At 64.9% G+C, this 26,552-nt stretch carries 27 protein-coding genes; 8 read left to right on the forward strand and 19 right to left on the reverse strand.

What is annotated here, in order from left to right:
• Positions 1 to 128 precede the first annotated feature (128 nt).
• The 4 genes from cydP to cydX are packed head-to-tail and all read left to right on the forward strand — an operon-like array spanning position 129 to position 3,295.
• Positions 129 to 389: a cytochrome oxidase putative small subunit CydP gene (cydP, locus tag OKW39_RS10290; RefSeq protein ID WP_018419327.1), complete on the forward strand. Its 261-nt coding sequence runs from the start codon at positions 129 to 131 to the stop codon at positions 387 to 389.
• Positions 379 to 1,971: a cytochrome ubiquinol oxidase subunit I gene (locus OKW39_RS10295; protein ID WP_090802916.1), complete on the forward strand. Its 1,593-nt coding sequence runs from the start codon at positions 379 to 381 to the stop codon at positions 1,969 to 1,971. The genes cydP and OKW39_RS10295 overlap by 11 nt, the downstream gene beginning before the upstream one ends.
• Before the next feature lie 34 nt (positions 1,972 to 2,005).
• Positions 2,006 to 3,142 (forward strand): cytochrome d ubiquinol oxidase subunit II, encoded by a 1,137-nt coding sequence (gene cydB / locus OKW39_RS10300; protein WP_429362430.1) that lies wholly within the window; start codon positions 2,006 to 2,008, stop codon positions 3,140 to 3,142.
• 36 nt (positions 3,143 to 3,178) lie between these two features.
• Entirely contained in the window at positions 3,179 to 3,295 is a 117-nt protein-coding gene (gene cydX / locus OKW39_RS10305) for a cytochrome bd-I oxidase subunit CydX (RefSeq protein ID WP_184062516.1), read from the forward strand.
• Positions 3,296 to 3,402: 107 nt separating this feature from the next.
• Here cydX and nagE read toward each other — a convergent pair whose 3' ends face one another.
• The 5 genes from nagE to OKW39_RS10330 all read right to left on the reverse strand — a co-directional run bounded on the left by nagE (position 3,403) and on the right by OKW39_RS10330 (position 10,868).
• Positions 3,403 to 5,217, reverse strand: coding sequence for an N-acetylglucosamine-specific PTS transporter subunit IIBC (gene nagE / locus OKW39_RS10310; RefSeq protein ID WP_429362432.1), 1,815 nt, complete (start codon positions 5,215 to 5,217; stop codon positions 3,403 to 3,405).
• 132 nt (positions 5,218 to 5,349) lie between these two features.
• Positions 5,350 to 7,944: a phosphoenolpyruvate--protein phosphotransferase gene (gene ptsP / locus OKW39_RS10315; RefSeq protein ID WP_429562594.1), complete on the reverse strand. Its 2,595-nt coding sequence runs from the start codon at positions 7,942 to 7,944 to the stop codon at positions 5,350 to 5,352.
• Positions 7,945 to 7,955: 11 nt separating this feature from the next.
• Complete coding sequence (locus OKW39_RS10320) at positions 7,956 to 8,972, reverse strand: SIS domain-containing protein (protein ID WP_429562595.1); 1,017 nt, start codon at positions 8,970 to 8,972, stop codon at positions 7,956 to 7,958.
• Positions 8,956 to 10,059: an N-acetylglucosamine-6-phosphate deacetylase gene (gene nagA, locus OKW39_RS10325; RefSeq protein WP_429362435.1), complete on the reverse strand. Its 1,104-nt coding sequence runs from the start codon at positions 10,057 to 10,059 to the stop codon at positions 8,956 to 8,958. The genes OKW39_RS10320 and nagA overlap by 17 nt, the downstream gene beginning before the upstream one ends.
• Positions 10,060 to 10,133: 74 nt before the next feature.
• The gene (locus OKW39_RS10330; protein ID WP_184067009.1) at positions 10,134 to 10,868 is read right to left on the reverse strand and encodes a GntR family transcriptional regulator; all 735 of its coding nucleotides are present in this window, start codon (positions 10,866 to 10,868) and stop codon (positions 10,134 to 10,136) included.
• Positions 10,869 to 11,234: 366 nt separating this feature from the next.
• Here OKW39_RS10330 and OKW39_RS10335 point away from each other — a divergent pair, with 366 nt between their 5' ends.
• Positions 11,235 to 12,161, forward strand: a complete 927-nt coding sequence (locus OKW39_RS10335) for a bifunctional helix-turn-helix transcriptional regulator/GNAT family N-acetyltransferase (RefSeq protein ID WP_429562596.1) — start codon at positions 11,235 to 11,237, stop codon at positions 12,159 to 12,161.
• A 77-nt stretch (positions 12,162 to 12,238) separates the two neighbouring features.
• Here the strand turns inward: OKW39_RS10335 and OKW39_RS10340 are convergent, their stop codons facing one another.
• The gene (locus OKW39_RS10340; RefSeq protein WP_429562597.1) at positions 12,239 to 13,051 is read right to left on the reverse strand and encodes a MetQ/NlpA family ABC transporter substrate-binding protein; all 813 of its coding nucleotides are present in this window, start codon (positions 13,049 to 13,051) and stop codon (positions 12,239 to 12,241) included.
• A 270-nt stretch (positions 13,052 to 13,321) separates the two neighbouring features.
• Between OKW39_RS10340 and OKW39_RS10345 the strand changes: the two genes are divergently transcribed.
• Positions 13,322 to 13,612 carry a YciI family protein gene (locus OKW39_RS10345; protein ID WP_090802901.1) on the forward strand — a complete coding sequence of 97 codons (291 nt, stop codon included), beginning with the start codon at positions 13,322 to 13,324 and terminating at the stop codon, positions 13,610 to 13,612.
• A 75-nt stretch (positions 13,613 to 13,687) separates the two neighbouring features.
• On the opposite strand, the gene OKW39_RS10350 is transcribed toward OKW39_RS10345, so the two are convergent.
• From OKW39_RS10350 to OKW39_RS10370, 5 genes are read right to left on the reverse strand one after another with little or no spacing between them, the layout of a single operon-like run.
• Positions 13,688 to 14,317, reverse strand: a complete 630-nt coding sequence (locus OKW39_RS10350) for an SCO family protein (RefSeq protein WP_429362440.1) — start codon at positions 14,315 to 14,317, stop codon at positions 13,688 to 13,690.
• A gap of 4 nt (positions 14,318 to 14,321) precedes the next feature.
• Positions 14,322 to 15,227 carry a heme o synthase gene (gene cyoE, locus OKW39_RS10355; RefSeq protein WP_090802898.1) on the reverse strand — a complete coding sequence of 302 codons (906 nt, stop codon included), beginning with the start codon at positions 15,225 to 15,227 and terminating at the stop codon, positions 14,322 to 14,324.
• Positions 15,228 to 15,232: 5 nt separating this feature from the next.
• Positions 15,233 to 16,342, reverse strand: coding sequence for a COX15/CtaA family protein (locus tag OKW39_RS10360; protein ID WP_090802896.1), 1,110 nt, complete (start codon positions 16,340 to 16,342; stop codon positions 15,233 to 15,235).
• 22 nt (positions 16,343 to 16,364) lie between these two features.
• Positions 16,365 to 17,039 (reverse strand): SCO family protein, encoded by a 675-nt coding sequence (locus tag OKW39_RS10365; RefSeq protein ID WP_184066991.1) that lies wholly within the window; start codon positions 17,037 to 17,039, stop codon positions 16,365 to 16,367.
• 51 nt (positions 17,040 to 17,090) lie between these two features.
• Positions 17,091 to 17,807 carry an SURF1 family protein gene (locus tag OKW39_RS10370; RefSeq protein ID WP_429562598.1) on the reverse strand — a complete coding sequence of 239 codons (717 nt, stop codon included), beginning with the start codon at positions 17,805 to 17,807 and terminating at the stop codon, positions 17,091 to 17,093.
• A 111-nt stretch (positions 17,808 to 17,918) separates the two neighbouring features.
• On the opposite strand from OKW39_RS10370, the gene OKW39_RS10375 reads away from it, so the two are divergent.
• Positions 17,919 to 18,128: a twin transmembrane helix small protein gene (locus OKW39_RS10375; RefSeq protein ID WP_429562599.1), complete on the forward strand. Its 210-nt coding sequence runs from the start codon at positions 17,919 to 17,921 to the stop codon at positions 18,126 to 18,128.
• A 160-nt stretch (positions 18,129 to 18,288) separates the two neighbouring features.
• Here OKW39_RS10375 and OKW39_RS10380 read toward each other — a convergent pair whose 3' ends face one another.
• From OKW39_RS10380 to OKW39_RS10415, 8 genes are all read right to left on the reverse strand, one after another.
• The gene (locus OKW39_RS10380) at positions 18,289 to 19,146 is read right to left on the reverse strand and encodes a cytochrome c oxidase subunit 3 (protein WP_429335693.1); all 858 of its coding nucleotides are present in this window, start codon (positions 19,144 to 19,146) and stop codon (positions 18,289 to 18,291) included.
• 127 nt (positions 19,147 to 19,273) lie between these two features.
• On the reverse strand, positions 19,274 to 19,483 hold the full coding sequence (locus tag OKW39_RS10385; protein WP_090802890.1) for a DUF2970 domain-containing protein: 210 nt from the start codon (positions 19,481 to 19,483) through the stop codon (positions 19,274 to 19,276).
• Between the two features lie 50 nt (positions 19,484 to 19,533).
• On the reverse strand, positions 19,534 to 20,172 hold the full coding sequence (locus OKW39_RS10390) for a cytochrome c oxidase assembly protein (RefSeq protein WP_187612627.1): 639 nt from the start codon (positions 20,170 to 20,172) through the stop codon (positions 19,534 to 19,536).
• A gap of 42 nt (positions 20,173 to 20,214) precedes the next feature.
• Positions 20,215 to 20,349 carry a cytochrome oxidase small assembly protein gene (locus tag OKW39_RS10395; RefSeq protein WP_429562600.1) on the reverse strand — a complete coding sequence of 45 codons (135 nt, stop codon included), beginning with the start codon at positions 20,347 to 20,349 and terminating at the stop codon, positions 20,215 to 20,217.
• Positions 20,350 to 20,458: 109 nt separating this feature from the next.
• Positions 20,459 to 22,072 carry a cytochrome c oxidase subunit I gene (gene ctaD / locus OKW39_RS10400; protein WP_429362445.1) on the reverse strand — a complete coding sequence of 538 codons (1,614 nt, stop codon included), beginning with the start codon at positions 22,070 to 22,072 and terminating at the stop codon, positions 20,459 to 20,461.
• A 44-nt stretch (positions 22,073 to 22,116) separates the two neighbouring features.
• Positions 22,117 to 23,769, reverse strand: coding sequence for a cytochrome c oxidase subunit II (gene coxB, locus OKW39_RS10405; RefSeq protein WP_429562601.1), 1,653 nt, complete (start codon positions 23,767 to 23,769; stop codon positions 22,117 to 22,119).
• A 64-nt stretch (positions 23,770 to 23,833) separates the two neighbouring features.
• Positions 23,834 to 24,310, reverse strand: coding sequence for a DUF2244 domain-containing protein (locus OKW39_RS10410; protein WP_429362446.1), 477 nt, complete (start codon positions 24,308 to 24,310; stop codon positions 23,834 to 23,836).
• A 396-nt stretch (positions 24,311 to 24,706) separates the two neighbouring features.
• Positions 24,707 to 25,672 (reverse strand): methyltransferase domain-containing protein, encoded by a 966-nt coding sequence (locus OKW39_RS10415; RefSeq protein WP_429335691.1) that lies wholly within the window; start codon positions 25,670 to 25,672, stop codon positions 24,707 to 24,709.
• A 121-nt stretch (positions 25,673 to 25,793) separates the two neighbouring features.
• Here OKW39_RS10415 and OKW39_RS10420 point away from each other — a divergent pair, with 121 nt between their 5' ends.
• Positions 25,794 to 26,540, forward strand: a complete 747-nt coding sequence (locus OKW39_RS10420; protein ID WP_429562602.1) for a phosphoribosyltransferase family protein — start codon at positions 25,794 to 25,796, stop codon at positions 26,538 to 26,540.
• Positions 26,541 to 26,552 lie beyond the last annotated feature (12 nt).

A 26,552-nucleotide genomic window follows, 5' to 3' on the forward strand; every position in this document is an offset into this window, starting at 1 on the left:
CTAAACCTGAGCGCGCGAGGTTCACCTCCTACAATCGGCATGCATTCGCCAGACTGCCAGACTGCCTGACGGCCAGGGCGGTCTGGATCCAGCCGGACTCACCGGCGTGAAGTCGTCTTCGACCGATCATGACCATAGCCCTGAATCGCAGCAGCACTGTCCGGTCGCGCTTGCGCGGCCGGTTCACCAGGTGGGTGCGCGGTCCAACGCTGGCGCGCGATATCGCCATCATCCTCGCCATCAAGTTCGTGCTACTGATGGCGCTCAAGTACACATTCTTCAATCATCCACAGGCGCAGCACATGATGCTGCCGCCTGAGCAGGTCGCGCAGGCGCTGCTGTCGGTGCCCGCCCCGCATCCGTCTCGAGGTGATCAACATGCCCGTTAGCGAAGTCGTAGAACTGTCGCGGTTCCAGTTCGCCATCACGGCGCTTTATCACTTTCTGTTCGTGCCGCTCACGCTCGGTCTCGCCTGGCTGCTCGTCATCATGGAATCGGTCTACGTGATGACCGGCAAGCAGATCTACAAGGACATGACGCAGTTCTGGGGCAAGCTGTTCGGCATCAACTTTGCAATGGGCGTCGCGACCGGCCTCACGCTCGAGTTTCAGTTCGGCACCAACTGGGCTTATTACTCGCATTACGTCGGCGACATTTTCGGCGTGCCGCTCGCCGTCGAAGGGCTGATGGCGTTCTTCCTCGAATCGACGTTCGTCGGTCTGTTCTTTTTCGGCTGGAACAGATTGTCAAAAATCCAGCATCTGATCGTCACGTTCTGTGTCGCGCTCGGTTCGAACCTGTCGGCGCTGTGGATTCTGATTGCCAACGGCTGGATGAACAATCCGGTCGGCGCGAAGTTCAACTATCAGACGATGCGCATGGAGCTCGACAGCATCAGCTCGGTGATCTTCAACCCGGTTGCACAGGTCAAGTTCGTGCACACGGTATCAGCTGGATACGTGACCGCGGCGATGTTCGTACTCGGCGTGTCGTCGTGGTATCTGTTGAAGCGCCGCGACACCGAGTTCGCGCTGCGCTCGTTCGCGATCGCCGCCGGCTTCGGCCTAGCGTCGGCGCTGTGCGTGATCGTGCTGGGCGACGAATCCGGCTATCGCACCGGTGAAGTCCAGCAGATCAAGCTCGCGGCTATCGAATCCGAATGGGACACCGCGCCCGCGCCGGCACCGTTCACGATATTTGGCATCCCCAATCAGAAAGAGCAACGCACCGACTATGCGATCCGTGTGCCGTACGCGCTCGGCATTATCGCGACCCGCTCGCTCGACGAACCCGTGGTCGGCCTGCGCGACCTGATCGCCCAAAACGAAGGTCGCATCAAGGACGGCATGCTCGCCTATTCGGCGTTGCAGCGGTTAAAGGGCGGCGACTCCAGCGACGAGGCGCATGCGGAGTTCGACAAGTACAAGGACGATCTCGGCTACGCCCTGCTGCTCAAGCGGTTCACGCCGAACGTCATCGACGCGACGCCAGACCAGATCGCCGCGGCGGCACGAAGCACGGTTCCGCCGGTGTTGACACTGTTCTTCTCGTTCCGCACGATGGTCGGCCTTGGCCTGCTGTTCCTCGCGACCTTCGTGCTCGCCTTCTGGTTCTGCGCGCAGCGCACGTTGCTGCTCGAAAGGCGCCGCTGGTTTCTGCGCTGGGCGGTCATCGCGATTCCGCTGCCGTGGCTCGCCGCCGAGCTAGGCTGGATCGTCGCGGAAATGGGCCGCCAGCCGTGGAGCATCGCGGGCATTCTGCCGACCAACCTGGCCGCGTCGACGCTGACGCCGCGCGATCTGTATCTGAGCATCGGCGGCTTCGTGCTGTTCTACACGGGGCTGTTCGTCATCGAGATCATGCTGATGTTCAAGTACGCGCGGCTCGGCCCTTCGTCGCTGCATACGGGCCGCTATCACCACGAGATCGGACAGCCGGTGACGCAGCCACTGTCGAACACGGCCGCATGACGCACCGCTGCACCGCCCCGGAGGAGAAACCCATATGGACTACGCAGCTCTCAGACTGATCTGGTGGGTGTTGATAGGTGTACTGCTGATCGTCTTCGCGCTCACCGACGGCTTCGACATGGGGGCGGCGATCCTGCTGCCGTTCATCGCCAACACCGACTCCGAGCGACGCATCGTCGTGAACACGGTCGGCGCGACGTGGGAAGGCAACCAGGTCTGGTTCGTGACCGCGGCCGCCGCGATGTTCGCCGCGTGGCCGCTCGCCTACGCGGCATCCTTCTCGGGATTCTACTTCGCGATGCTGCTCGTGCTGTTCGCGCTGTTCTTCCGCCCGGTCGGCTTCGACTATCGCGGCAAGCGCGAGGATCCGCGCTGGCGCAACGCGTGGGACTGGGGCCTCTTTATCGGCGGCTTCGTGCCGGCGCTGGTGTTCGGTGTCGCGTTCGGCAATCTGCTGCAAGGCGTGCCGTTCTCGTTCGATACCGATCTGCGCGTCACCTATCACGGCAGCTTCTTCGGCCTGCTCAATCCGTTCGCGCTGCTGACGGGACTCGTCAGCGTGTCGATGCTAGCCGCGCACGGCGCCGCGTTCGTCAAGTGGAAGACCGATGGGGTGGTTCACGAGCGCGCGTCGAAGGCGCTGCGGCTCGCGGCGCTGTGCACGGTGGTGTTGTTTCTCGTCGCGGGTGCGCTCGTCGCGACGATGATCGGCGGCTATCAGATCGTCGACGCGCCGCCGCTCGACGCCGTCTCCAATCCGTTGATGAAGACCGTGATCGGCGCGCCGGGTTTGTGGCTGAACAACTACGCGCTCTACCCGTGGATGGCGGTTGCGCCGCTCGCGGGTCTCCTCGGCGGGGTGCTCGCGGTGCTGCTCGCGCGTTCGCGCTTCGAGGCGACGGCGTTTCTGTCGACGTCGTTGATGATCGTCGGCGTGATCTTGACCGCGGGCTTCTCGATGTTCCCGTTCATCATGCCATCGTCACTCGACGGCCGCAGCAGTCTGACCATGTGGGATTCGACGTCGAGCCGCATGACGCTCGAGATCATGCTGTTCGCCGTCATCGTGTTCCTGCCGATCATCCTGCTCTATACGGGCTGGGTGTATCGCGTGATGCGCGGCAAGGTGACCGCCGCGGCGATCAAGGAAAACCACCATTCGATGTATTGACCGGCACGACGCTTCAACAGAAAACAGGAGTTGGCGATGTGGTATTTCAGCTGGATTCTCGGCGTTGGCGTCGCGCTGGCGTTCGGTGTCGTCAATGTGATGTGGCTCGAATCGCGCGAGGTGGCGCGCTCGGCAAAGCGGGGGACTCGCTAGGGACTGGTCGTAAACGCGAAAGCGGCACCTTGGGACCAGGTGCCGCTTTTTTATTGGCGTGCTGCGATCGCCGTGCAACTCAACAGCGCTCGACAGCCATCAACCGATCACGCCGGCACCGGCGCCGCGCCCGCGCCGCCGCCTTGCGACGACAGGCGCTCGGCCAGCTTCTGCGCATAGCGCTGCGCGGCCTCGCCGACGACGATATGGAACGTGTCGGTCGACACCCACGCGGTATCGAGCGTCGCGAGGCGCTGACGATCGACCGCCGACGGATCGCGCACGACTACCCGCAGACGCGTCGCCGCGACCGCATCGAGCGACATCACGTTGCCCACGCCGCCGAGCACGGCGAGCCAGCGCAGCGGATCGGGATCGAGCGGACCGCCTTGCGCGTCATCGGCGTGCCCAGCGTTTCGCGCGACCGGCGCGGCAGCGGTAGCCGCCGCGGCAGCAGCCGGCGCCGATACAGCAACACGCGCCACCTTCACCGCGTCGCCCTGACCCTGCGCGATCGCCGTACGCATCTCATCGGCGATGATGTCCGCCTCCGGTCCGATGATCACCTGCACGTTGTTCGTGCCGCGCTTGAGCACACCGCGCGCACCGATCGACTTCAGTTCGCTTTCGGAGACCTTCCCCGTATCGACGACAGACAGACGCAGACGCGTCGTGCACGCATCCACGACCGACAGATTCGCCGCGCCACCGAGCGCCGCGATATAGCGCTGCGCACGCGGCACGGCCGCACCAGCCGCCGGCGCGACGAAACCGCGCGCCGCGAACGACTCGACCTGCTCGTCGGCAGCGGCGGGCTCACGGCCCGGCGTCGCCATGTTGAACTTACGGATGAAGAAGCGGAACAGACCGTAGTACACGACCGAGTACACGATGCCGAGCGGAATCGCCCACCAGCCCTTCGTCGACAAACCGAAGTTCAGCACGTAGTCGATGAAGCCCGCCGAGAACGTGAAGCCGAGGTGAATCCCGAGCGCCGAGCAGATCGCGAGCGACAGACCCGTCAGCAGCGCGTGGATCGCATACAGCACCGGCGCGAGGAACATGAAGCTGAACTCGATCGGCTCGGTCACACCGGTCAGGAACGACGTGAGCGCCATCGAAAACAGCAGGCCGAACACCATCGCGCGACGCTCTTTCGGCGCCTCGTGATACATCGCGAGACATGCGGCCGGCAGGCCGAACATCATCACCGGGAAGAAGCCGGTCATGAAGGTGCCCGCGGTCGGATCGCCAGCGAAGAAGCGGTGCAGGTCGCCCGTGACGGGCGCACCGCCCGCCGGCGTGAAGGTGCCGAACACGAACCACGTCAGCGAGTTGAGGATGTGATGCAAGCCCGTGACGAGCAGCAACCGGTTCAGCACGCCGAACACGAAGGCGCCGAGCGCGCCGGCCGTCGTGAGCCAGTGGCCGGCCACGTCGATCGCGTTCTGCACCGGCTCCCACACATGCCCGAATACGATGCCTAGCACCACGCAGACCACCCCTGTCACGATCGGCACGAAGCGTTTGCCGCCGAAGAACGCCAGGTAGTCGGGCAGCTTGATGTCCTTGTAGCGGTTGTACAGCAGCCCCGCGACGATGCCCGCGATGATCCCCGACAGCACGCCCATGTTGAGCTTGTCGTTGATGTCCTTCATCACCGCGATCTGCACCAGATAGCCGATCGCGCCAGCCAGACCCGCGACGCCGTTGTTGTCTTTCGCGAAGCCGACCGCCACGCCGATCGCGAACAGGAGCGGCAGGTTGTCGAAGATCGCGCCGCCCGCATCGGCGATCATCTTGATGTTGAACACGTCGGGCTGGCCGAGCCGCAGCAACAGGCCGGCCACCGGTAGCACCGCGATCGGCAGCATCAGCGCGCGTCCCAGGCGCTGAATCTTCAGAAACGGATTTCCATCCATCGGTATCTCCAATTTTGTCTCGTAGGGGTAGGTCTTGGTTGAGTGGTGCAGCTATACGGAGAATCGCGCCGCGCGTGAAGGCAGACGTGCTGCCGGGCGCACGGCGTGCGGCTTCTCAAATTCGCTAGTGTTTCAATCGAGGGGCCACGTGGCGCGGCTTGCGGCTCTGACCGCCTGCGCCGAGTCGAGCGCTAGCGCATCGCGGGCGCGCTGGCGACACAGCTGATAGTCGAGCGTGCGCACGCGTGCCTTGATGCCTGGCACGGAGACCGGATCGACCGACAGCTCGGTCACACCGAGGCCCACCAGCAGCGGCATCGCAAGCGGGTCGCCGGCGAGCGCGCCGCACACGCCGACCCATTTGCCGTGCTTCGCGGCACCTTCGACGGTCGCCGCGATCAGGCGCAGCACCGCCGGATGCAGGCCGTCCGCCTGCGCCGCCAGATCGGGTTGGCAGCGGTCCATCGCGAGCGTGTATTGGGTCAGGTCGTTGGTGCCGATCGACAGGAAATCGGCGTGCTGCGCGAGCTGATCGGCGAGCAATGCAGCCGACGGCACTTCGATCATCACGCCAACTTCGACCGGCTCCGATCTACCCGCTTCGCGTGCAAGCTCGTCGATACGCTTGCGGATGCGGATCAGTTCGCCCGCATCGGTGACCATCGGCAGCAGGATGCGCACGGCGCCGACCGGACGCACCGCGAGCAGGCCACGCAACTGGTCGTCGAGCAGATCGGGGCGCACCTGCGCGAGGCGCACGCCGCGCAGGCCGAGTGCGGGGTTCGGCTCGGGCGGCAGCGTCAGATAATCGACTTCCTTGTCCGCGCCGACGTCGAGCGTGCGGATGATCGCGGCGCGGCCGCGCAACGCATCGACGATCGCCTGATAGCTGTGGCGATGCTCGTCCGCGCTCGGCGCGGCCGGGCGGTGGATGAACAGCAGCTCGGTGCGCAGCAGGCCGACCGCGTCCGCGCCGTTGTCGACCGCGGCGTTCGCGTCGTCGAGTGTGGCGATGTTGGCGGCCACTTCGATCGCGCGGCCGTCGGCGGTCGCCGCTGCCTGCTGCGAGGTGCGGCGATTCGCTTCGCGCACGTCGGCGAGGCGGCCGCGTTCGCGTCGCGCGCGTTCGACGTCGAGTTCAGTCGGCGCGAATTCGAGCCGGCCGGTGCTCGCGTTCACCACCACCTGAGTGCCCTCGGGTATCGCATGCAACGCGTCGCCGAGCGCGACCAGCGCCGGAATGCCCGCCTGACGCGCGAGAATCGCCGCGTGCGAGGTCGCGCCGCCGCGTGCCATCACGAGCGCGGTCACGCGCGTGCGATCGAGCGACGACAGATCCGATGGCGTGAATTCGTCGGCCGCGAGCACCGCCTCGTCCGGCAGGGTGCGAGCCGCGCTGCTCGTGTAGCCGAGCGCGCGCTGCACGCGCTTTTCGATGTCGCGCAGATCGGCGGCCCGCTCGGCGAGCAGTGCGTCCTCCACATTACTCAGAATGCCTACTTGCGCGCGGATCGCTTCGCGCCACGCAAAACCGGCGCTCTTGCCGAGGCTGATCAGATCGCGCGCGGCGTCGAGCAGTGTCGGATCTTCGAGCAGCACGCGATGCACCGCGAAAATCCCCGCCTCGCCGACCGAGCCGCGTTGCGACGCATCGCGCACGATCGTGTCGAGATCGGCGTCGACGGTCGCGATCGCCTTGTCGAGCAGACGGCTTTCCGCCGCCGACGTGCCGCTCGCCTGTTCCGGCGGCTCGAGATCCGCGTCGTCCCAGCGCACCAGCTTGCCGAGCGCGATGCCCGGCGCGGCGCACACGCCCGCGAGCGTGTTCGGCGGGAGCGGCTCGCCCGCGGCGGGCGCCGCAACGACTGCCGCGGGCCGCGCCGCTTTCTGTTCGCGCTTCGGTTCGACCTCGCCGTGCGCTTCGCGCGTCAGTTCGTCAGCGATTGCATCGACCGCCGCCTGCGCGTGCGGACCGACGCCGAGCAACTCGACGCTTGCGCCTTCGCCGGCACCGAGTCCAAGCAAACCCACCACGCTTTCGATCGACGCCTTGCGCCCGTCGTACCGCACCTCGACCCGTGCGTCGAAGCGGCGCGCCGCTTCGCGCGCCCGCGCCGCGGGCCGCGCATGCAGGCCGCCCGCGTGCGTCAGCGTGATCTGCCGGCGCGCTTCGTCCATCACCTGCGCGGCGCTCGCCTCGCGCACCGCGTCGTGGCTGACGCCCTCGCGCGCGCGCAGCACCAGCAGCGTCGTTTCGCCGGCCTTGACATGCCCGCTCGGCGCCCGCTCGATGACCTCGAACGCATCCGAATTCGCAATCGCAATCACCGAGACGAGGCTCGGCGCATTCAGCGCGATCTGATCCAGATCGAACTCGATCAGCACGTCACCGGCGCGCACCTGCGCGCCCTGCTCGACCATCGGCGCAAAACCCTTGCCGTTCAGTCCGACGGTGTCGATACCGATATGCAGCAGAATCTGCGCGCCCTCGGCGCTCTCGAGCGTTACCGCGTGGCCGGTGCGCGCGAGATGCGTGACGACGCCGTCGCATGGCGCGACGAGCCGACCCTCGAGCGGATCGACGCCGATGCCGTCGCCGAACATGCCGCCCGAAAACACCGGGTCCGGCACCTTCGCGAGCGGCACGACCGGTCCGGTCAGCGGTGCAAGCAAAACAATGTGATTCTCGGAATGGCTCATCAGATTGGACTTCTCGACACGTCGCATCGTCATTCTCGTCAGTGAGTTTCGGTGACTTTGTTGAGATGGCGAGGCGCGTCGGGATTGCGCCCGCGCGCGGCGGCAAGATCCGCGGCCATCACGTAAAAGGACAGGATGGCGGCGATCGGATCGAGCGCCGCGTGTGCGGTGGCGACGAGCGGCAGCGAGGCTTGCGCGACGTCATCGGGCGCCGCGAGCAGCACGCGCGCGCCGCGCGCGCTCATGTCGTGCGCGAGCTGCAGCAGACCCGCCTGCTCCGGGCCACGCGGCGCGAACACGAGCAGCGGATAGTCGCGGTCGATCAGCTCCATCGGACCATGACGCACTTCCGCGCTCGAAAACGCTTCGGCCTGGATGCCGGAAGTTTCCTTCAGCTTCAGCGCGGCTTCCTGCGCGATCGCGAGGCCAAGACCGCGGCCAATCACGATCATCCGTTCGATACCGCGCACCTCGTTCACGGCCATCGACCAGTCGAGCCGGCCCGCGCGTTCCAGCGCGTCGGGCAGCGTATTCAGTCCATCGAGCAACTCGGCGTCGTTCTGCCAATGCGCAACCAGCTGCGCGGAGATCGACAGCATGGCGATATAGCTCTTGGTCGCCGCGACGCTCAGCTCGGGACCGGCTACGAGCGGCAGATGCCATTCGCACGCGTCGGCGAGCGGCGAGCTCGGTGCGTTCACGGCGGCGACCGTCAATGCACCGGCCGCGCGCAACGCGTTCATCGTGCCGACGAGGTCGGGGCTCTTGCCCGATTGCGAAAACGCGAGCGCAAGCTGGTCGCGCACCTGCAGCGGCGCCTGCTGCAGCGTCGCGACCGACATCGGCAGCGACGCAACCGGCACGCCGAGGCGGCTCATCGTCAGCGATGCAAAGTAGCTGGCGGCATGGTCCGAGCTGCCGCGCGCGACGGTCAGCGCGACATGGCGCGGCTGTTGCGCGAGCTTCGCGGCGAGCGCCGCGACATGCGAGGTGTCCTTGAGCTGCCCGGCTACTGTTGCGGCGGACGCGAGCGCTTCCTTAAGCATATTCGACAATGGCTTCTCCTTCGACGTAGGTCGCGTTCAGCGCCAGCTCGCGGTCGAATACGACCACGTCGGCCCACGCACCGCGCGCGATGCGGCCGCGGTCCTCGATGCCGAGATAGTCGGCGGCGTAGCGTGACAAACGGTGGGATACATCGGCGATCGGCAGGCCGATCGAGACGAGATTGCGCAGCGCCTGATCCATCGTCAGCGTGCTGCCCGCGAGCGTGCCGTCGGCCAGACGTACGCCGCCGAGGCACTTGGTTACGTGCTGGCTGCCGAGGCGGTATTCGCCGTCGGGCATGCCGGTGGCCGACGTGCTGTCCGTCACCACATACAGGCGCGGAATCGCGCGCAGCGCGGTGCGGATCGCCCCCGGATGCACGTGCAGCAGGTCGGGAATGATTTCGGCGTATTCGGCGTGCGCAAGCGCAGCGCCGACGAGGCCAGGGTTGCGGTGATGCAGCGGCGACATCGCGTTGAACAGATGCGTGAAGCCGCACGCGCCGTGCTTGAGCGCGGCGACCGCGTCGTCGTAGGTGCCGAGCGAATGGCCGAGCTGCACGCGTACGCCGCGCGCCGCCATCTCCGAGATGATCTCCATGTGGCCGGCGATCTCGGGCGCCAGCGTGACGACGCGGATCGGCGCGATCGACAGATATCTGAGCACCTCGTCCAACACCGCCGATACCGCCGCGTCGGGCTGCGCGCCGAGCTTGCCGGGGTTGATGTACGGTCCTTCCAGATGCACGCCGAGCACGCGCGCGCAACCCGGCGTGCGCACCCGCGTGACGTTGCCGAGCCCGGCGACGACGTTCATCAGCTCGTCGCGCGGCGCGGTCATGGTCGTTGCGAGCAGGCTCGTGGTGCCGTAGCGCGCATGCGTGCGGGTGATCGTTTCGATCGCGTCGCCAGCTTCCATCACGTCGGCGCCGCCACCGCCATGCACGTGCAGATCGATGAAGCCGGGCAGGATGTACGGTGCGTCGTTCGTCGACGGATCGACGCGCTCGCCGGACAGCGTCGTGATGCGGCCGTTTTCGTATTCGAGCGTGCCGTGGATCCACCCTTCGGTGGTGAGTATGTTTCCGGTCAGCATGAGTCTCTCTGGTGCGTGATACGTATGCGGCAAATGGCGTCCGCCGGACTTGCGGCCTGCGAGGGCCGCGCAGCTCAGGTACGCAATTCAGCGACGAAGTCGTAGTAGTCGTCGCGGCAATAGGTGTCGGTCAGCTCGATCGCGCGTTGATCCGCGCTGTAGCCGATCCGGGTGATGACCAGCAGCGCGGTGCGCGGTTCGATGTCCATCAGCGCGGCGATTTCGCTCGACGCGTTGACCGCGCGGAAGTGCTGCAACGCGCGCACGACCGCCGCGCCGCGCTGCTCGAGATAGCTGTACAGCGAGTCGCCGATCACCAGCGGATCAGGCACGATCGCGACCGGCAGCGCCGAATGTTCGACCGCCATCACGATGCCGTCCGCGCGCCGCAGCCGCCGCAGGCTCGTGACGGCCGCGCCGGGTGACAAGCCGAGGCGCAGCAGCTCGTCGCGATTGGCGGCGCGCACGTCGCGTTCGAGCCAGACCGAATCGGGCCGGAAACCGCGCTGCTGCATCTTCTTCGTGAAGCCGGTGAGACGCGACAGCGGATCTTCGACGCGCGGCGTGATGAAGCTGCCCGCGCCGCGCGAGCGCCGGATCAGCCCCTGCTCGACCAGCAGTTCGATCGCCTTGCGCGCGGTGACGCGCGACACGCCGATCGCGTCGGACAGCGTACGCTCGGAAGGCAGCGCCTCGCCGGCCGACCAGACGCCGCAATGGATCGCCGTCGCCAGGTTGCGCGCGAGCTGCAGGTAGAGCGGCGTGACGTTGCGCACGTCAGGCATCAATGCGGACCAGCGAGTTTCCATGGGGCTCCAGGGACGCCGTGAGCAGTACAGCCCGGAAAATTGAGAGCCCATTATATAACCAACATAATACCAGTCAACGGGCTGGTTCCATGCCGGTCCGGATCGCCGGAAAGCCTTGCTGAGTGGGGATCACAGCGGGATTCAAGGGCTCCCTCGGAGGGATTGGCAGACCAGGGACTTTCCCGCATCGCACGCATTTGACGATACCAGCGAGTCGTTATCGGCTCCTGGTGGTGTCAACAGCCCAAATAATCAATACCTATTTAATACCAGTTGGTGTCTCGCGGGGGTGGAGTGGCTTTGTAAATAAGGGTCGTGCCGATATAGTGCGCTGTACCGACCATAAAAAGTCCCGGGGAGCCGCCCTTGACAGATTCCGAGGCGCTGCGGCGCGCTCAGGCCGTCCGCCATTTCAATCGCTTCTATACCCAATGCATCGGTGCCCTGCACGAGCATCTGGCTCGAAGCGGGTTCTCGCTGACGGAAGTGCGCGTGCTACACGAGCTATCATGCGCCCGCGCGCAGACCGCGTCGGTGCTCGGGCGCGCACTCGGGCTCGATAGCGGCTATCTGAGCCGCCTGCTGAGCAGTTTCGAGCGACGCAAGCTGATCACCCGCCGTCCGTCCGACACCGACGCACGCCAGTCGCTGATCGCGCTCACCGAGCACGGCCACGCGATCTACGCGCCGCTCGACGCCGCCGCCATCCACGAAGCACTCGGCCTGCTCGACAGACTCAGCGCGCTATCGCAGGAGCAGTTGATCGCCGCGATGAAGCTGATCGAGCGCCTGCTCGGCGACAAGCCGAAGCACGAACTCGTGGTGCTGCGTCAGCCGCGCGCCGGCGAATGTGGCTGGCTCGTGCATCGTCAGGCGCAGTGGTTCGCCGCGCAGTACGGCTTGGATCACACGTTCGAGGGCTTGCTCGCGCGCGTCGTCGCCGAGTACGCGCAGCGCAACGATCCGCTGCGCGAGAAGTGCTGGATCGCCGAACAGGAGGGTCTGGTGGTCGGCTCGGTTTGCCTCGTCGGGGTCTCGACGACGGTCGCGGGCGTGCGCCTGCTGTGGGTCGAACCGGACGTGCGGAAGCTCGGCATCGGCACGCAATTGCTCAGCGAATGCGTGCGCTTCGCGCGGCGCGCGGGCTACACGAAGCTCACGCTGACCACCGCGAGCGCATTGGCGGAGCCACGGCGGCTTTGCGAGCGCGCTGGGTTCGAGTTGGCCGGCAGCGCGGCGCAGCGCCGCTTCGGCCAGGATCTGATAATCGAAAGATGGGAGCTGGAGCTATAAAAAAAGCACGCGCCTGTACGGCGCGTGCCTTTCCTGATGCCATGCGGCTGCGCTTGCGATCGCGCTGAACGCGTCGCTTAGAACGACGGCACCATCGAACCCTTGAACTGCGTCTTGATGAACTGGCGCACGTCTTCCGACTGATACGCCGCGACCAGCTTCTTCACCCATGGCTGATCCTTGTCCTTCGCGCGCACGGCGATCAGGTTCGCGTTCGGGCTGTGGATGTCTTCGAGCGCGATCGCGTCCTTGGTCGGCTGCAGGCCGGCGGCCAGCGCGAAGTTCGTATTGATGACGGCAGCGTCGACGTCGGCGAGCGAACGCGGCAGTTGCGCGGCGTCGAGCTCGACGAACCTGATCTTCTTCGGATTGTCGACGACATCGAGCGGCGTCGCGTTGTTGCCGCCTGTGGCCGCGCCGTCCTTCAGCTTGATCAGCCCTTGCGCCTGCAGCAACAGCAGTGCGCGATTTTCGTTCGACGGATCGTTTGGCACCGCGACCTTCGCGCCCTGCGGCAGGTCCTTCAACGACTTCAGCTTCTTCGAGTACGCGCCGAGCGGCGAGATGTACGTGAGGCCCGCGTTGACGAGCTTGTAGCCGCGCTGCTTGATCTGGCTATTGAGGTACGGCTGGTGCTGGAAGCTGTTGGCGTCGAGGTCGCCCGCGTCGAGCGCGGCGTTCGGCTGAATGTAGTCGTTGAACTCGACGACCTTCACGTTCAGGCCTTCGCGCTTCGCGACCCTGGTGACGACTTCCCAGATCTGCGCGTCCGGGCCGCCGATCGTGCCGACCTTGATGACCTTGTCGTCGGCGTGCGCGCCGAAGCTGGTCAGGATCGCCGCACCGGCGACGACTGCGGTGAGGGCTTTGAGGATATTTCTGCGCTGCATGTGATTCTCGCTGTTGCGGTTCGACGTTTGAGTCGATGGCTCCGATCGATGTCGGAGTCGGATGAAATGGGCGGCGCTCCGGTTCGTGCTGGCGCGCCGTCGGCCAAGCCCAAAATTCTTTCATATGGGCGGCAAGCTGGGAAATACCCTTACCGCATATGGTTATGCGGAGCGCAAGCGCAATGGCTAGCGCAACGCAAAACCTACGGCTGACCGATAATCCAGAGCCGTAGCCGCGCACGGCCCACTCACCCGCCCCTGAGAACGACCATGTACATGATCAACCTGATCTACACCGCCCCGCTCGATCGTATCGACGACGCGCTCGACGCGCATCGCGCGTTTCTCGCGGAGCAGTTCGACGCGGGCATCTTCGTCGCGGCCGGGCCGAAAGTGCCGCGCGACGGCGGCATCATCCTCGCGGTTCGTATCGAGCGCGACAGGCTGGATCGCATTCTCGCGAGCGATCCGTTCGCCCTGCAACAGCTCGCGCGCTACGAGGTGACGGAGTTCAAGACGACGCGTCTCGCGCCGGGGCTGAATTTGCCGATTCCGGTCTGAGCGCGAGTGGCGAAGAGGGGAGGGATGCGGGGAGGCGTGAGCGGCGCCGCTTTAAAAAGCCGCCTGCGATGCGCGTCAATCAAGCAGCAGCTTGAGGTCATGCACCCATGGTGTCGCGCCTTGGCCATCGCGCGCGAACAGACGCAGCTTGCCGTCCGTGTCGAACACATAGCTCGCGGCCGTGTGGTCCATCGTGTAGCTGTCGGGCGTCTTGCCCGGGACCTTCGCGTAGTACACGCGGAAGTCTTTCGCGACCTTCGCGAGCTGTTCTTCGCTGGCGGGACGCAAGCCCACGAAGCTCGGATTGAACGCCGGCACGTATTGCGCGAGCAACTGCGGCGTATCGCGCTCAAGGTCGACGGTGACGAACAGCACCTGCACGCGCTTCGCGTCCTCCGGACCGAGTTGCTGTAACGCCTGTGACAGCTCGGCCATCGTCGTCGGGCAGACGTCCGGGCAATGTGTATAGCCGAAGAACAGCACGACGACCTTGCCTTTGTAGTCGGCAAGCGTGCGGATCTTGCCGGACGTGTCGGGCAACGAGAAATCGCTGGCGAATTGCGTATTGCCGGTGATGTCGAGATTCGTAAAAGCCGGCGGCTGCTTGCCGCAACCCGTCATCAACAGTGTGCCGCCCAGCGTCGCGCCGAGCGTGCAAGCCATCACAGCGGCGCGCGCAATGCGCGCAAAGCGATTGTTGAGCATGGTGTTACGCGCCTATCACGACGCGGGCGTAGTGGTCGATCAGCAGCGCGGCGAACAGCAGCGACAGATAGACGATCGAATAACGGAAGGTTTTGCGCGCGAGCTCGTCCGAATACTCCCGGTAGATCTTCCACGCATAAGCGAGAAACACGGCGCCGAGCAGCACCGCCGACGCGAGATACACGACGCCGCTCATGCCGGAGATGAACGGCATCAGCGTGACCGCGAACAGGATGATCGTGTAGAGAAGGATATGCAGGCGCGTGTACTTTTCGCCGTGCGTGTTCGGCAGCATCGGCAGGCCGGCGTTTTCGTAGTCCTTGCGGCGATACAGCGCGAGCGCCCAGAAATGCGGCGGGGTCCACACGAAGATGATCAGCACGAGGATCCACGCGTCGGCGGGCACGTGGCCCGTTACCGCGGCCCAGCCGAGCGCGGGCGGCATCGCGCCCGACGCGCCGCCGATCACGATGTTCTGCGGCGTGGCTGGCTTCAGCAGCAGCGTATAGATAACCGCATAACCGACGAACGTGGCGAGCGTGAGCCACATGGTCAGCGCATTGGCGAACGTGTACAGCGTCCACATGCCGAGGCCGCCGAGCACGGCCGAGAACAGCAGGATCTGCGGGGTGGTGATTTCGCCGCGCGCGGACGGACGCCACGACGTGCGGCGCATTTTGGCGTCGATCTGCTGCTCGACGAGGCAGTTGATCGCGAACGCGGCGCCGGCCAGCAGCCAGATGCCGACCGTGCCGCCGATCAGTACGGTCCATGGCACCATGCCCGGCGTCGACAGGAACATGCCGATGACCGCGCAGAACACCGCAAGCTGCGTAACACGCGGCTTGGTCAGTGCGAGATATTGGGAGACCCGGCTGCCGGGCGTTTGGGAGAGTGTTGTGCTGTCCATGTGAGTCACGCTGGCGCGGCTTCGCGCGCAGGGAGCGCGGCGCGGCCGGGACGGCTATAAGCGATCCGAAAGTTTAACATAACGAGCAGCAGCAGCAGGATCGCGGCCCCGCCGTTATGGGCGACCGCAATCGGTAACGGCCATTGCAGCACGATATTCGACAAGCCGGTGACGAACTGGATCAGCACCACCAGCAGCACGCCGTTGGCGGGTCGCCGCAGTGACTCGAAGCGGCGCATCTTCAACGCGAACCACACCAGATAGGCGATCACAGCGAACGCGAACGTGCGATGCGTCCAGTGAATCGCGACCAGCGCATCCTGCGTAATCATGTCGCCGTCGCCGGTCATGCCGAGCGCGCGCCAGAGGTGGAAGCCGTGCGCGAAGTCCATCGGCGGAATCCATTGGCCGTTGCAGGTCGGGAAGTCGGTGCACGCGAGCACCGCGTAGTTCGTGCTGACCCAGCCACCGAGCGCGATTTGCAGTACCAGCAGCGCGAGACCCGCGAGCGCGGCCACGCGCCAGCGCGCGGCCTCGGGTTCGTAGGCCGGCAGCGGCGTCAAGCGCGCCGCGAGCCAGCCGAGCGTGCCGAGCAGCGCCAGGCCGAGCAGCAGATGCGTGGTCACGATGATCGGCTGCAGCCTCATGGTCACGGTCCACGCGCCGAACACGCCCTGCACGACGATCAGCAGCAGCAGCGAAGTCGGCCACCACGGCGACACATGCAGCGGACGACGCTTGATACGCGCCGTCCAGGCAATGATCGTCTGCGCGATGATCAGCACGCCGATCGCCATCGCGAAGTAGCGATGGATCATTTCGATCCACGCCTTCGTCATGCTGACGGGGCCGCTCGGCATCGCCTGATAGGCCGCGGAGATCGCCGCGTGCGCGATGAACGGCGACGACGTGCCGTAGCAGCCGGGCCAATCCGGGCAGCCGAGGCCCGAATCGGTGAGGCGCGTGAAGCCGCCGAACATCACGAGATCGAGCGTCAGGAAGGTGGTGAGCCAGACCAGCTTGCGGAATTTGTTGTCGTCGGCCTTGACCCACACGTAGGACAGCGGCAGCAACGCGATACACAAGCCGATCAGGCCCAGTTGCAATACGAACATCTCATTTACCCAGGTTGGGGCGTCAGCCGATGGTCGACCATTTGAGCAGCTTGGTCAGGTCGCCTTTGATCTTGCTCGGGTTCGCGTCTTTCGGAAAACGCATCATCAGATTGCCGTTCGGATCGACCAGATAGATGTGGTCGGTGATCCGCGTGCCGGTGTCGGCAGGCAGCCACGCGGCGACCTGCGCCGGATCGGCGATCAGCATGTCGGTGTTGGGGTAGGCGGTTTGTATCACGTCCGCGACCTTGTCTGCATCGGTGCGCAGCCACACTTCCATGACGCGCTCGCGTTCCGGCCCCTGAGCTGCGCGGATTTGTCGCATGAAGTAGAGCTTCGTCACGCAGGCTTGGTCGCACGCGCTGTTGTCCACCGAGATCATGAGCCAGCGGCCATGCAGCGAGGCGAGCTTCAGCGGCTTGCCGTCCGCGCCGGTGACCATGAGCGAGTCCGGGATCGGCCGTTGCGGCTCGATCAGCGCGCCGTAGTTCGTGCTGCCGCCGGTCGGCTTCACGACGAAGTACATGAAGTACGAGATCGCGATCGGCGCCGCGCAGATCACCGCGAGCAGCAGCAGCACCCAGCGGCCGCGCCGCCACGAGCCCGGGCCGTTCGGTTGGCCGGGCATCGCTTTGGCCGCGGCGGGTTTGCCGCTGGATTTGCCAGCTTCCGGCGAACGGGGAGTTTGAGTCGACACTACAGAACCTCTTTCAATGTTTGGACGGCGGCGAGCCGTGCCTTGCGTTCCTCACGCGCCCGGCGCGTGCTCTTTTTTGCCCGCGCGGCGCGCCGCATACAGACCGAAGGCGAGCGCGGCGGCGGCCATGCCCCACCACTGCAGCATGTAGCCGTAGTTGCGCTCGACGCCGGTGGTCGGTGCGGGCCAGTCACGCACCAGGCCGTCGCCGGCATCGCCGGTCTGCTGGATCACGAACGATTGCAGCGGCAGCCCGGTCTCCGCGGCGTACGAGCCGACATCGAGATTCTGCCGGATCAGGCGATGCGCGGCCGATCCGCCCTCGCCGAGCTCGAACGCGCGCGACGCGTCGGCACGCGCAATCCCTTCGATCTCGACCTCGCCCGGCGGCGTCGTGTACGGCGCGATGGTCTCGCGATTGCTCAGGTTGCGCGGCAGCCAGCCGCGATTGACGAGCACGTAACCGCCGTCGGCGAGTTTAAAAGGCATCACGACGTAAAAGCCCGGCTGATCGTTATACGGACGATTATCGAGGTACACGACCTTGTCCGTGACGAAACTGCCGCTCGCTTTCACGCGATGAAACTCGACGTCCTTCAGCGCGAGCGGCGCCGCGCTGACCGGCAACGCGGGCGCGTTCTCGAACTGCGTGATGCGCGCCTCGAGCGCTTCCTTCTGATGCGCGCGATCGCGCTGCCAGAAACCGAGCCGCATCGTCACGACGACGACCAGCAGGATCAGCAGCGCGGGAATCAGGCGAAACTTCATTGCGGGCGCTCCGGCATCGCGCTCAGGGCCGCCGGGAACCTGCGGCAGACGCCCGCTCGCGGTGCGATAATGAATGTCTTGCCACTGCGCTTTCCGGTTTCAGTTGGTTCCATGCACATTATCGTTCCCATCGCCTTTGCTCTCATCATCGCCAGCATGGCGTCGGCGCTGTATTTCATGATGCACGACAGGGGCAAGACCAAGCGGATGGTCTGGTCACTCGCCACGCGGGTGGGCCTGTCGATCTCGCTGTTCCTGTTCATCCTGTTCGCACACTGGATGGGCTGGATTCAGTCGACCGGGATTCCGTACGGGCGCTGACGCTCGCGGATAGGTCGCCGCCGCATCCCCGTCAGCGGCAAATTTTCCTCGCCGCCAAACAAAACGCCGCCCTGAGAGGTCGAGGGCGGCGCTGCATTCAGCCTTGCATACTGCTCGTGCGCGCCGCCTGAACGGCGTTGCGCGCACGGATCTGGCCGCATTACAGCCAGTACACGACGACGTACAGCCCGAGCCACACGACGTCGACGAAGTGCCAGTACCAGGCCGCGCCTTCGAACGCGAAGTGATGTTCCGGCGTGAAGTGGCCGCGAATCAGGCGCACCAGCACAACGGAGAGCATCGTGCCGCCGAGGAACACGTGAAAGCCGTGGAAGCCGGTCAGCAGGAAGAACGTCGAACCGTAGATGCCCGAAGCCAGCGTCAGGTTCAGCTCGTTGTACGCGTGGAAGTATTCGAAGCCCTGCAGGAACAGGAAGCTCGCGCCCAGCACGATTGTCGCCGCGAGCCACGCAATCGCCTTCTTGCGATGGTTGTCGCGCAGCGCGTGGTGCGACACCGTCAGCGTCGCACCCGACGACAGCAGCAGCGCCGTGTTGATGGTCGGCACCGGCCACGGCTGCATCGACTTGAAGGTGCCCACGAGTTCGGCCGGGCCGTTGTTCGGCCACACCGCCGTGAAATCGGGCCAGATCAGTTTGTAGTCGAGGCTGCCGAGTTGATGCAGCGCGATTTCGCGGGCATAGAACAGCGCGCCGAAGAATGCGCCGAAGAACATCACTTCGGAGAATATGAACCAGCTCATGCTCCAGCGGTACGACCGGTCGACGTTCTTGCCGTACATGCCGCCTTCCGACTCGGCGATCGCGTCGCCGAACCAATGCCACAGCGTAAAGAGCAGCCACAGCAGACCGATGAGCACGCCAAGCGGCGCCCAGGTATGGTCGTTGATCCAGGCCGCAAGCGATCCGAGCATGACCAGCAACCCCGTAGCGGCGCTGATCGGATGCCGCGACGGATGCGGTACGAAATAGTACGGGCTCTCGTTTTGACCGCTCATTCTTGATTCTCCACTTCAGTCCAGTTGTTCCGGAATCTCCGGCTGTATCTTCGGCGGCGCGTCGATACCGCACCGCTTCTCTCTAATTCGTGGGCTCTTCTCTGCTGTGCTGCGCCCTGCTACTGTCTCAACCGACCACGAGGCGCACGACCAGAATCAGCACCCCGATCAGAACCGCCGCGCCGATCAGCGCCGCCACGATCACATGCAGCGGGTTCAGTTGCGTCGCGTCCGCCTCGAGATCGCGGCGCTTGCGCACGCCGAAAAACGACCAGAACACCGCGCGCAACGATTGACCGAAACTGCTCTTGCGCGGACTGCCGCCGTTATCGTTCATGTCGCTTCGTCTTCCTTCGTTCGTCCGCGGCTCGCGCCGTCAGATCTGCTTCAGGCCGGCTTCGCGGGAGTGGCTGCCGCGCTGGTCACTGCATCGTTCACTGCATTCGCCTTCGGCGCCGCATCATCCGCGCTAGCCGCCGCCGGCGTGTTCAACTCGAAAAACGTGTACGACAGCGTGATCGTCTTCACGTCCTTCGGCAACTTCGGGTCGACGACGAACACCACCGGCATCCGCTTCGTCTCGTTCGCGTTCAACGTCTGCTGCGTGAAGCAGAAACACTCGATCTTCCTGAAGTACTCGGTCGCCTGCTTCGGCGCGTAGCTCGGAATGGCCTGCGCACGGATCGTGCGCGACTGCTCGTTGCTGACGTCGTACATGACCGTCGTTACTTCGCCCGGATGCACGTCGAGACTGCGCTGCTCCGGCTTGAAACCCAACAGGCCCCGCGCGTTCGCATCGAATTCGATCGAAATCGTGCGGCTCATGTCGACCTGCGTATTCTTCGCCTCGCGCGCTGAAACGTCGCGCTGCACGAGGTTGTTCACGCCGGTGATCTGGCAGATCGCGCGATACATCGGCACCAGCGCGAAACCGAAACCGAACATCATCAACGCGACGACGAACAGCTTGATCAGCATCGAACGGTTGAAAGAGCGGTCGGCCTCAGCCGGCGGTTGCGTCGACATCTGAATCCTCAACAAACCTGCCTACGGACTGCGAAGGCGGCGTTAGCTGAACCAGCACTGCTTCAGAATCGCGCTCGCGAAAAACACCGCGGCGATCGCGAACATCAGCAACCCTATCCGCCTGTTGCTCGCGCGAATCTGCTCCGGCGTACGTCTTTCCTGTGGATTGCGCGTCATGCTCGACTTTCTGAGTACGGTTCTTGACTGGCGAGGCCGCCGCGCGAAGCGCCCGAGTCCGGTGGCGGCATGTCGCGCCGCCGGAACCCGGCACCTCGCCGGGATAGGCTTACTCGACGGTCGGCGGATGCTCGAACGTGTGGAACGGAGCCGGGCTCGGTACGGTCCACTCGAGGCCCGTTGCGCCGTCCCACGGCTTGTCGCCCGCTTCTACGTGCTCGCCACCGCCACGGTAGGCCGGCAGCGCCACCGCGAACAGGAAGTACACCTGTGAGAGACCAAAGCCGAACGCACCGATCGAGATCACCTGGTTCCAGTCGGTGAACTGCGCCGGGTAATCGGCGTAACGACGCGGCATGCCCGCGAGACCGACGAAGTGCATCGGCAGGAACGCGAGGTTGAAGAAGAACATCGACGCCCAGAAGTGGATCTTGCCGCGCGTTTCGTTGTACATCCAGCCGGTCCACTTCGGCGACCAGTAGTACCAGCCGGCGAACAGCGCGAACAGCGACCCCGCCACCAGCACGTAGTGGAAGTGCGCGACCACGAAATAAGTGCCGTGATACTGGATGTCGAGCGGCGCCATGGCGAGCATCAGACCCGACAGGCCACCGAACGTGAACACGATCAGGAAGCCGACCGCGAACAGCATCGGCGTTTCGAACGACAGCGAACCGCGCCACATCGTCGCGACCCAGTTAAACACCTTCACGCCGGTCGGCACCGCGATCAGCATCGTCGCGTACATGAAGAACAGCTGGCCCGTGACCGGCATGCCGGTCGCGAACATGTGGTGCGCCCACACCATGAACGACAGGATCGCGATCGATGCCGTTGCGTACACCATCGAGCTATAGCCGAACAGCGGCTTGCGCGAGAACGCCGGGATCACCTGCGAGACGATCCCGAACGCAGGCAAGATCATGATGTACACCTCGGGGTGCCCGAAGAACCAGAAGATGTGCTGGTACATGACCGGGTCGCCGCCGCCTGCCGCATTGAAGAACGACGTGCCGAAGTGACGGTCGAACAGCACCATCGTGATCGCGCCCGCCAGAACTGGCATCACGGCGATCAGCAGGTACGCGGTGATCAGCCAGGTCCAGACGAACATCGGCATCTTCATCAGCGTGAGGCCGGGTGCGCGCAAGTTCAGGATCGTCACGACGATGTTGATACCGCCCATGATCGACGACGCACCCATCAGGTGGAGCGCGAAAATCGCGAAGTCCATGCCCGGGCCCATCTGCGTGGAGAGCGGCGTGTACAGCGTCCAGCCCGCGGCGGTCGCGCCGCCCGGTGCGAAGAACGAGCCGACCAGCAGCACAGCGGCGACCGGCAGCAGCCAGAAGCTGAAGTTGTTCATCCGCGCGAAAGCCATGTCCGATGCGCCGATCTGCAGCGGCACCATCCAGTTCGCGAAGCCGACGAACGCCGGCATGATCGCGCCGAACACCATGATCAGCCCGTGCATGGTGGTCAACTGGTTGAAGAACTCGGGACGCATGATCTGCAGACCCGGCTCGAACAGTTCGGCACGGATCATCAGCGCCATCACGCCCCCGGACAGGAACATGGTGAACGAGAAGATCAGATACAGCGTACCGATGTCCTTGTGGTTGGTTGCGAACAGCCAACGACGCCAGCCGTGCGGCGTTTCGTGGGCATGGTCGCCGTGCACGTGCTCGTGGCCCGCGACTACATCGTGTCCGATGCTAGACATGACAATCTCCTAAAGCGAATTCTGCGGTGCTGACCATGAACACGTCAGGCTGCCGGGCTGATCTGAACGCGCCGGGCTTCCTTCGCGTCGGTGCCGCCGGTGATCGTTTCCGGCTTCTTCAAAATAATATGATCGTCGGCAATGCCGGCTGCTTTCAGCGCGTCGCGAGCGGCTTCGGCACGACTCTTCGCGAGCTTCGCGTTGACGTCGGCGGAGCCGGTTGCGTCGGTGAAGCCCGACAGCGTGAATTTCGCGTCCGGATGCGCCTTCGCGTAGGCCGCGGCCGCGTCGACCGCCGCTTTCGCGTCGGCCGGCAGCGTGCTCTTGCCGGTCTCGAAGTAGATGCTCGCCGGCAGCGCGGCCTCTGCGCTGTTCGAAGCCGCCGCGCCAGCCTCGTTGCCCGATGCGGCCGGTGCGGACGCCGCTTCTGCGCCCGACGCTGCTTGCGCGCCCGATGCCGCAACGGCGCCGCTCGCGGCAGCACCGGCGTTGGCCAGATGATCGCCGCCTTCCGGCAGCTTGCCGTTGCGCGCGTCGGCGACCTGCTTCGGCTGCAGGATGTCGCCCGTGTGGTTGCCCCACGAGTTACGTTCGTACGTGATCACCGCGGCGATTTCGACGTCGTCCAGCGTCGGCGCCCACGAAGGCATCGCGTTCTTGCCCTTCAACACGAGGCTCACGTGCTGCCCGATCGGACCGTTGGCGATCTTGCTGCCGTCGAGCGCCGGGAATGCGCCCGCGCCCTTGCCGGTCGGCTGGTGGCAGACCGCGCAGTTCGCCGCGTAGACCTTGCCGCCGCGTTCCATCAGCTCGGCCATCGTGTAGGTCTTGTTCGGATCGTCCTGGCCGGCGGCCATTTTCTTCTTCTCCTCGTCGACCCACTTCGCGTAGTCGTCGGCAGACAGCACCTCGACGACGACCGGCATGAACGCGTGTTCCTTGCCGCACAGTTCGGTACAGAAGCCGCGGAACGTACCGGTGCGGTTGGCCTTGAACCACGTGTCGCGCACGAAGCCGGGAATCGCGTCCTGCTTCACGCCGAAGGCCGGCACGTACCAGGAGTGGACCACGTCGTTCGCGGTGGTGATGATGCGGATTTTCTTGTCGACCGGCACCACGAGCGGGTTGTCGACTTCCTGCAGATACAGCGTGGAGATCGGCTCGCGGCCATCGGTTTGCGCGCGCGGCGTGGCGAGCGTGGACAGGAAGCCGATGCCCTCGCCCGGACCCTTCACGTAGTCGTAGCCCCACTTCCACTGGTAGCCGGTGACCTTGATCGTGAGGTCGGCGTTCGAGGTGTCCTTCATCGCGACAACGGCCTTGGTGGCGGGCAGCGCCATCAGCACGACGATGACGAACGGCACGATTGTCCAGATGATTTCGACGGTGGTGCTTTCGTGGAAATTGGCTGCGTTGTGGCCTTTCGATTTGCGGTGCGCGAAGATCGAATAGAACATCACGCCGAACACACCGATGAAGATCACGGTGCACAGTCCCAGCATGAACATGTGGAGGCTGAACAGCTCCTCAGCGATTCTCGTTGCAGGCGGCTGGAGATTGATCGCGTTGACGGCAGGGCCGCCCGGAGCATCGCCCACTGCCAGGGCGGCACCGGCGAAAAGCAGTCCGCTCGTCGCCAGCACGCTCATGAGCGCTCGCTTGATTGTTTTCATAGCTTCCTTACCCAAATTTTCCATTCAAACCCCTCGACCCCGCTGGCAGCGTGTCGCGCCCCCTTGAACGCCGCGCGTCCGGCACCATCTAACACCGCGCCAGCCACGTACGTAGTTCGCCTGCGAACTGCGCGCGCCGATTCTGCGCGAGATGTTGCCCGATCATGATCGTCTGCCCGCGCGAGACCAGCTTGATCTGATCGCGCGGCGTTGCGCCCGGCTCTATCCGCACCCAGCGCGGATTGAATTCGAACTGCGTAATCTGCTCGGCGCTGACCTGCTCGATCACGAGCCGGTTCGGAAACAACCGGATGCGCTCGTAATCGACAGCATGACGCGCATATATTGCAAACGCGATACCTACGGCCAGCAATTCGATTCCGGTGAACGGCAACACCAGCCAGGCGCCGACCAGAACCAGCATGAATGCAATTGCCAATGAAAACAACGCAAGCGACACGTACAGACAGACGAACTGCCGCGGCGATATCGAACAGTTGCGCTTCATGGTCCAGTCCCTGAGGACCGGTTCTGAATCCGCCAGCAGATGATCTGATGCGCCCATCGCTGCCTCCTGCGAATCGTCGAGTCCGGCCTGCCTTCTTTTACTTCCGGATGCATCTCGCGGCCGCCGTTCGAGTCACTGTTTCCAGCATCACTCGCGAGCGCGCCAACCCCTACCGCATCACTTCATTTTGCAGCCCCGCGCCTCGCGGCTTGCCACCCCAAATGTGGGAACTTCGGGTGACAAACTGACGCATTATAGGCGTGATCCATAGCATCGACAAGCAAGCCCCAATCGGCCCACAAGCCAGGCGCGACAAGCCTTCGCGCCATTTTGCCCAGCATTTTGCGGCTCTTTTGAAGGGCAAATCCCAGGCATAACGGATGTCCTCTTTACCGCTTTTGCAACACGTCAACCGCACCGTCGGCAAGCAGTTGATGACAGCACCGCAATCTGCTACCCACGCTTGCCCGGACCTCGTCCGATGTCCTCGAGCCGCACGATGCCATGTCCTTCCGCCGTGGTGCGCGGCACGGCTTTCCATGCGTGGCCGTAGATCACCTCGAAGGTCAGCGCGATCGTGCCGTCGGCGCGCCGGCGCGCTTCGAGCGCGGCGAGCAGGGCTTTGTGCAACCGACGCGTGAGCACGCCGTCATGCGCATCGCGCTCGAACGGGTACGCGCCCCAGCGACGCACGTCCGCGAGCAGCGACTCGGGCGACTTATAGGTGATCGTCAGCGTCTCCTGGTCCATCACCGGAATCTCGAAGCCCGCCTCGACGAGCATGTCGCCGAGGTCGTGCATGTCGACGAAGTCGATCACATGCTTGCGAGACGCGACGCCGTGCGCGGCCTCGATCTCGGCGTAGGCACCGCGCAACTCCTTCAGCGTATCGGGGCCGAGCGTGCTGAACATTAGCAGGCCGTTGACCTTCAGCACGCGCTGCCATTCGGGAAAGACCAGATCGGGCCGCGAGTGCCAGTGCAGCGCGAGGTTGGACCAGATGAATTCGAATGCGCCGGACGTGAACGGCAGCGCGGAGAAATCGGTTTGCGCGAAGCGCGGGCCACGCGCACCGAGCGCCTTGCCGAGCGAGGCGGGAAGAAAGCGCCGCCAACTGGTGTCGCCGGCATCGTGACGCAGCGCGCGGCGGAGCATGCCGTGCGACAGATCAGCGCCGAACACCGGCGCCTCGGGAAAGCGTTGGCGCAATGCGGGGAGGTCTTCGCCCGCGCCGCAACCGGCGTCGAGCACGCTCGAGGGCGCCACCTTGATGTAATCGAGACGCTCGCGCATGCGCTGCGCAATCTCTCGCGGCAGGAACGCAACCTCGTCGAAGGTGGCAGCGCGACGGTCGAAAATACGCCTGAGGCGCCGTGAATCGTAGGCCGGACGGCCAGATTGAGCGGATGTTGGGGACATGTGTGTCGTGCTGGCGTGAGCTCGAAGTATACTCGGTCGTTCCCCTCCATTCAGCGAGAACGGCTTTCACCGGCGCTCACTCGTGCGATTCCAGTCATTTTCTTCGTCGTGTCGAAATCAGGTGGCGCGTTTTGCGCGCGGTCTGCATTCGGCATGGCCGCGGGCCTTGAACGCCGCGCTGCCGAACCTGTGCGCGTTGTGCGGCAATTTGTCGCATAAGACGTTGTGCGACGGTTGCGACGCGGCCTACTGGAACGAGAGCCGGCTGCGCTGCACCGTTTGCGCGGTGCCGTTGCCGGCGTCACGCCGGGTCGCTCAGGCGCGGTATCGCTGCGCGGATTGCGTGGCCGAGCCGCCGCCGTTCGACGCGAGCTTCGCGCTCGCCGACTATCGCGCGCCGCTCGATACGCTCGCGGTCGGCCTGAAGTTCCGCGCCCGGCTGATGCTCGCGCGAGACTTCGCGCAACGCCTCGCGCGGCTCGCTGAAGCCGATTGGCACGACGCGGCCGAGCGGCCCGACGTGATCGCGCCAGTGCCGCTCGCCGGTCGCCGTCTGGTCGAGCGCGGCTACAACCAGGCCTGGCAGATCGCGCGGCCGCTCGCCCGGGCGCTCGGCGTGCGCGGCGACCCCACGCTGCTCGAACGAACGCTCGACACCGCGCCGCAATCGCGCCTCGATCTCGATGCGCGCCGGCAGAACGTCGGCCGAGCGTTTCGCGTCGCGCGCCCAGTGCGCGGCCTGCACGTCGGCATCGTCGACGATGTCATGACGAGCGGCGCGACGCTCGAAGCGCTCGCGCATACGCTGAAGGCCGCCGGCGCGCGGCGGGTTACGAACTTCGTCGCGCTGCGCACTCCGAAAAACTAGCTTTTACGTGGT

It is taken from the genome of Paraburkholderia sp. MM6662-R1 (genome assembly GCF_050436245.1).
Classification (GTDB): Bacteria; Pseudomonadota; Gammaproteobacteria; order Burkholderiales; family Burkholderiaceae; genus Paraburkholderia; species Paraburkholderia tuberum.

Coding starts and splice junctions, on each gene's coding strand:
- OKW39_RS10390 (WP_187612627.1), bottom strand. CDS start 20,172: ATGTCGACGCAACCGCCGGCTGAGGCCGACCGCTCTTTCAACCGTTCG.
- OKW39_RS10330 (WP_184067009.1), bottom strand. CDS start 10,868: ATGGAAACTCGCTGGTCCGCATTGATGCCTGACGTGCGCAACGTCACG.
- ctaD (WP_429362445.1), bottom strand. CDS start 22,072: ATGTCTAGCATCGGACACGATGTAGTCGCGGGCCACGAGCACGTGCAC.
- OKW39_RS10340 (WP_429562597.1), bottom strand. CDS start 13,051: ATGCAGCGCAGAAATATCCTCAAAGCCCTCACCGCAGTCGTCGCCGGT.
- cydX (WP_184062516.1), top strand. CDS start 3,179: ATGTGGTATTTCAGCTGGATTCTCGGCGTTGGCGTCGCGCTGGCGTTC.
- nagA (WP_429362435.1), bottom strand. CDS start 10,059: ATGCTGACCGGAAACATACTCACCACCGAAGGGTGGATCCACGGCACG.
- OKW39_RS10360 (WP_090802896.1), bottom strand. CDS start 16,342: ATGTTCGTATTGCAACTGGGCCTGATCGGCTTGTGTATCGCGTTGCTG.
- OKW39_RS10295 (WP_090802916.1), top strand. CDS start 379: ATGCCCGTTAGCGAAGTCGTAGAACTGTCGCGGTTCCAGTTCGCCATC.
- OKW39_RS10395 (WP_429562600.1), bottom strand. CDS start 20,349: ATGACGCGCAATCCACAGGAAAGACGTACGCCGGAGCAGATTCGCGCG.
- nagE (WP_429362432.1), bottom strand. CDS start 5,217: ATGGATGGAAATCCGTTTCTGAAGATTCAGCGCCTGGGACGCGCGCTG.
- cydB (WP_429362430.1), top strand. CDS start 2,006: ATGGACTACGCAGCTCTCAGACTGATCTGGTGGGTGTTGATAGGTGTA.
- OKW39_RS10380 (WP_429335693.1), bottom strand. CDS start 19,146: ATGAGCGGTCAAAACGAGAGCCCGTACTATTTCGTACCGCATCCGTCG.
- OKW39_RS10375 (WP_429562599.1), top strand. CDS start 17,919: ATGCACATTATCGTTCCCATCGCCTTTGCTCTCATCATCGCCAGCATG.
- OKW39_RS10350 (WP_429362440.1), bottom strand. CDS start 14,317: ATGCTCAACAATCGCTTTGCGCGCATTGCGCGCGCCGCTGTGATGGCT.
- OKW39_RS10415 (WP_429335691.1), bottom strand. CDS start 25,672: ATGTCCCCAACATCCGCTCAATCTGGCCGTCCGGCCTACGATTCACGG.
- ptsP (WP_429562594.1), bottom strand. CDS start 7,944: ATGCGACGTGTCGAGAAGTCCAATCTGATGAGCCATTCCGAGAATCAC.
- OKW39_RS10410 (WP_429362446.1), bottom strand. CDS start 24,310: ATGGGCGCATCAGATCATCTGCTGGCGGATTCAGAACCGGTCCTCAGG.
- OKW39_RS10345 (WP_090802901.1), top strand. CDS start 13,322: ATGTACATGATCAACCTGATCTACACCGCCCCGCTCGATCGTATCGAC.
- OKW39_RS10385 (WP_090802890.1), bottom strand. CDS start 19,483: ATGAACGATAACGGCGGCAGTCCGCGCAAGAGCAGTTTCGGTCAATCG.
- coxB (WP_429562601.1), bottom strand. CDS start 23,769: ATGGAAAATTTGGGTAAGGAAGCTATGAAAACAATCAAGCGAGCGCTC.
- OKW39_RS10370 (WP_429562598.1), bottom strand. CDS start 17,807: ATGAAGTTTCGCCTGATTCCCGCGCTGCTGATCCTGCTGGTCGTCGTC.
- cyoE (WP_090802898.1), bottom strand. CDS start 15,227: ATGGACAGCACAACACTCTCCCAAACGCCCGGCAGCCGGGTCTCCCAA.
- cydP (WP_018419327.1), top strand. CDS start 129: ATGACCATAGCCCTGAATCGCAGCAGCACTGTCCGGTCGCGCTTGCGC.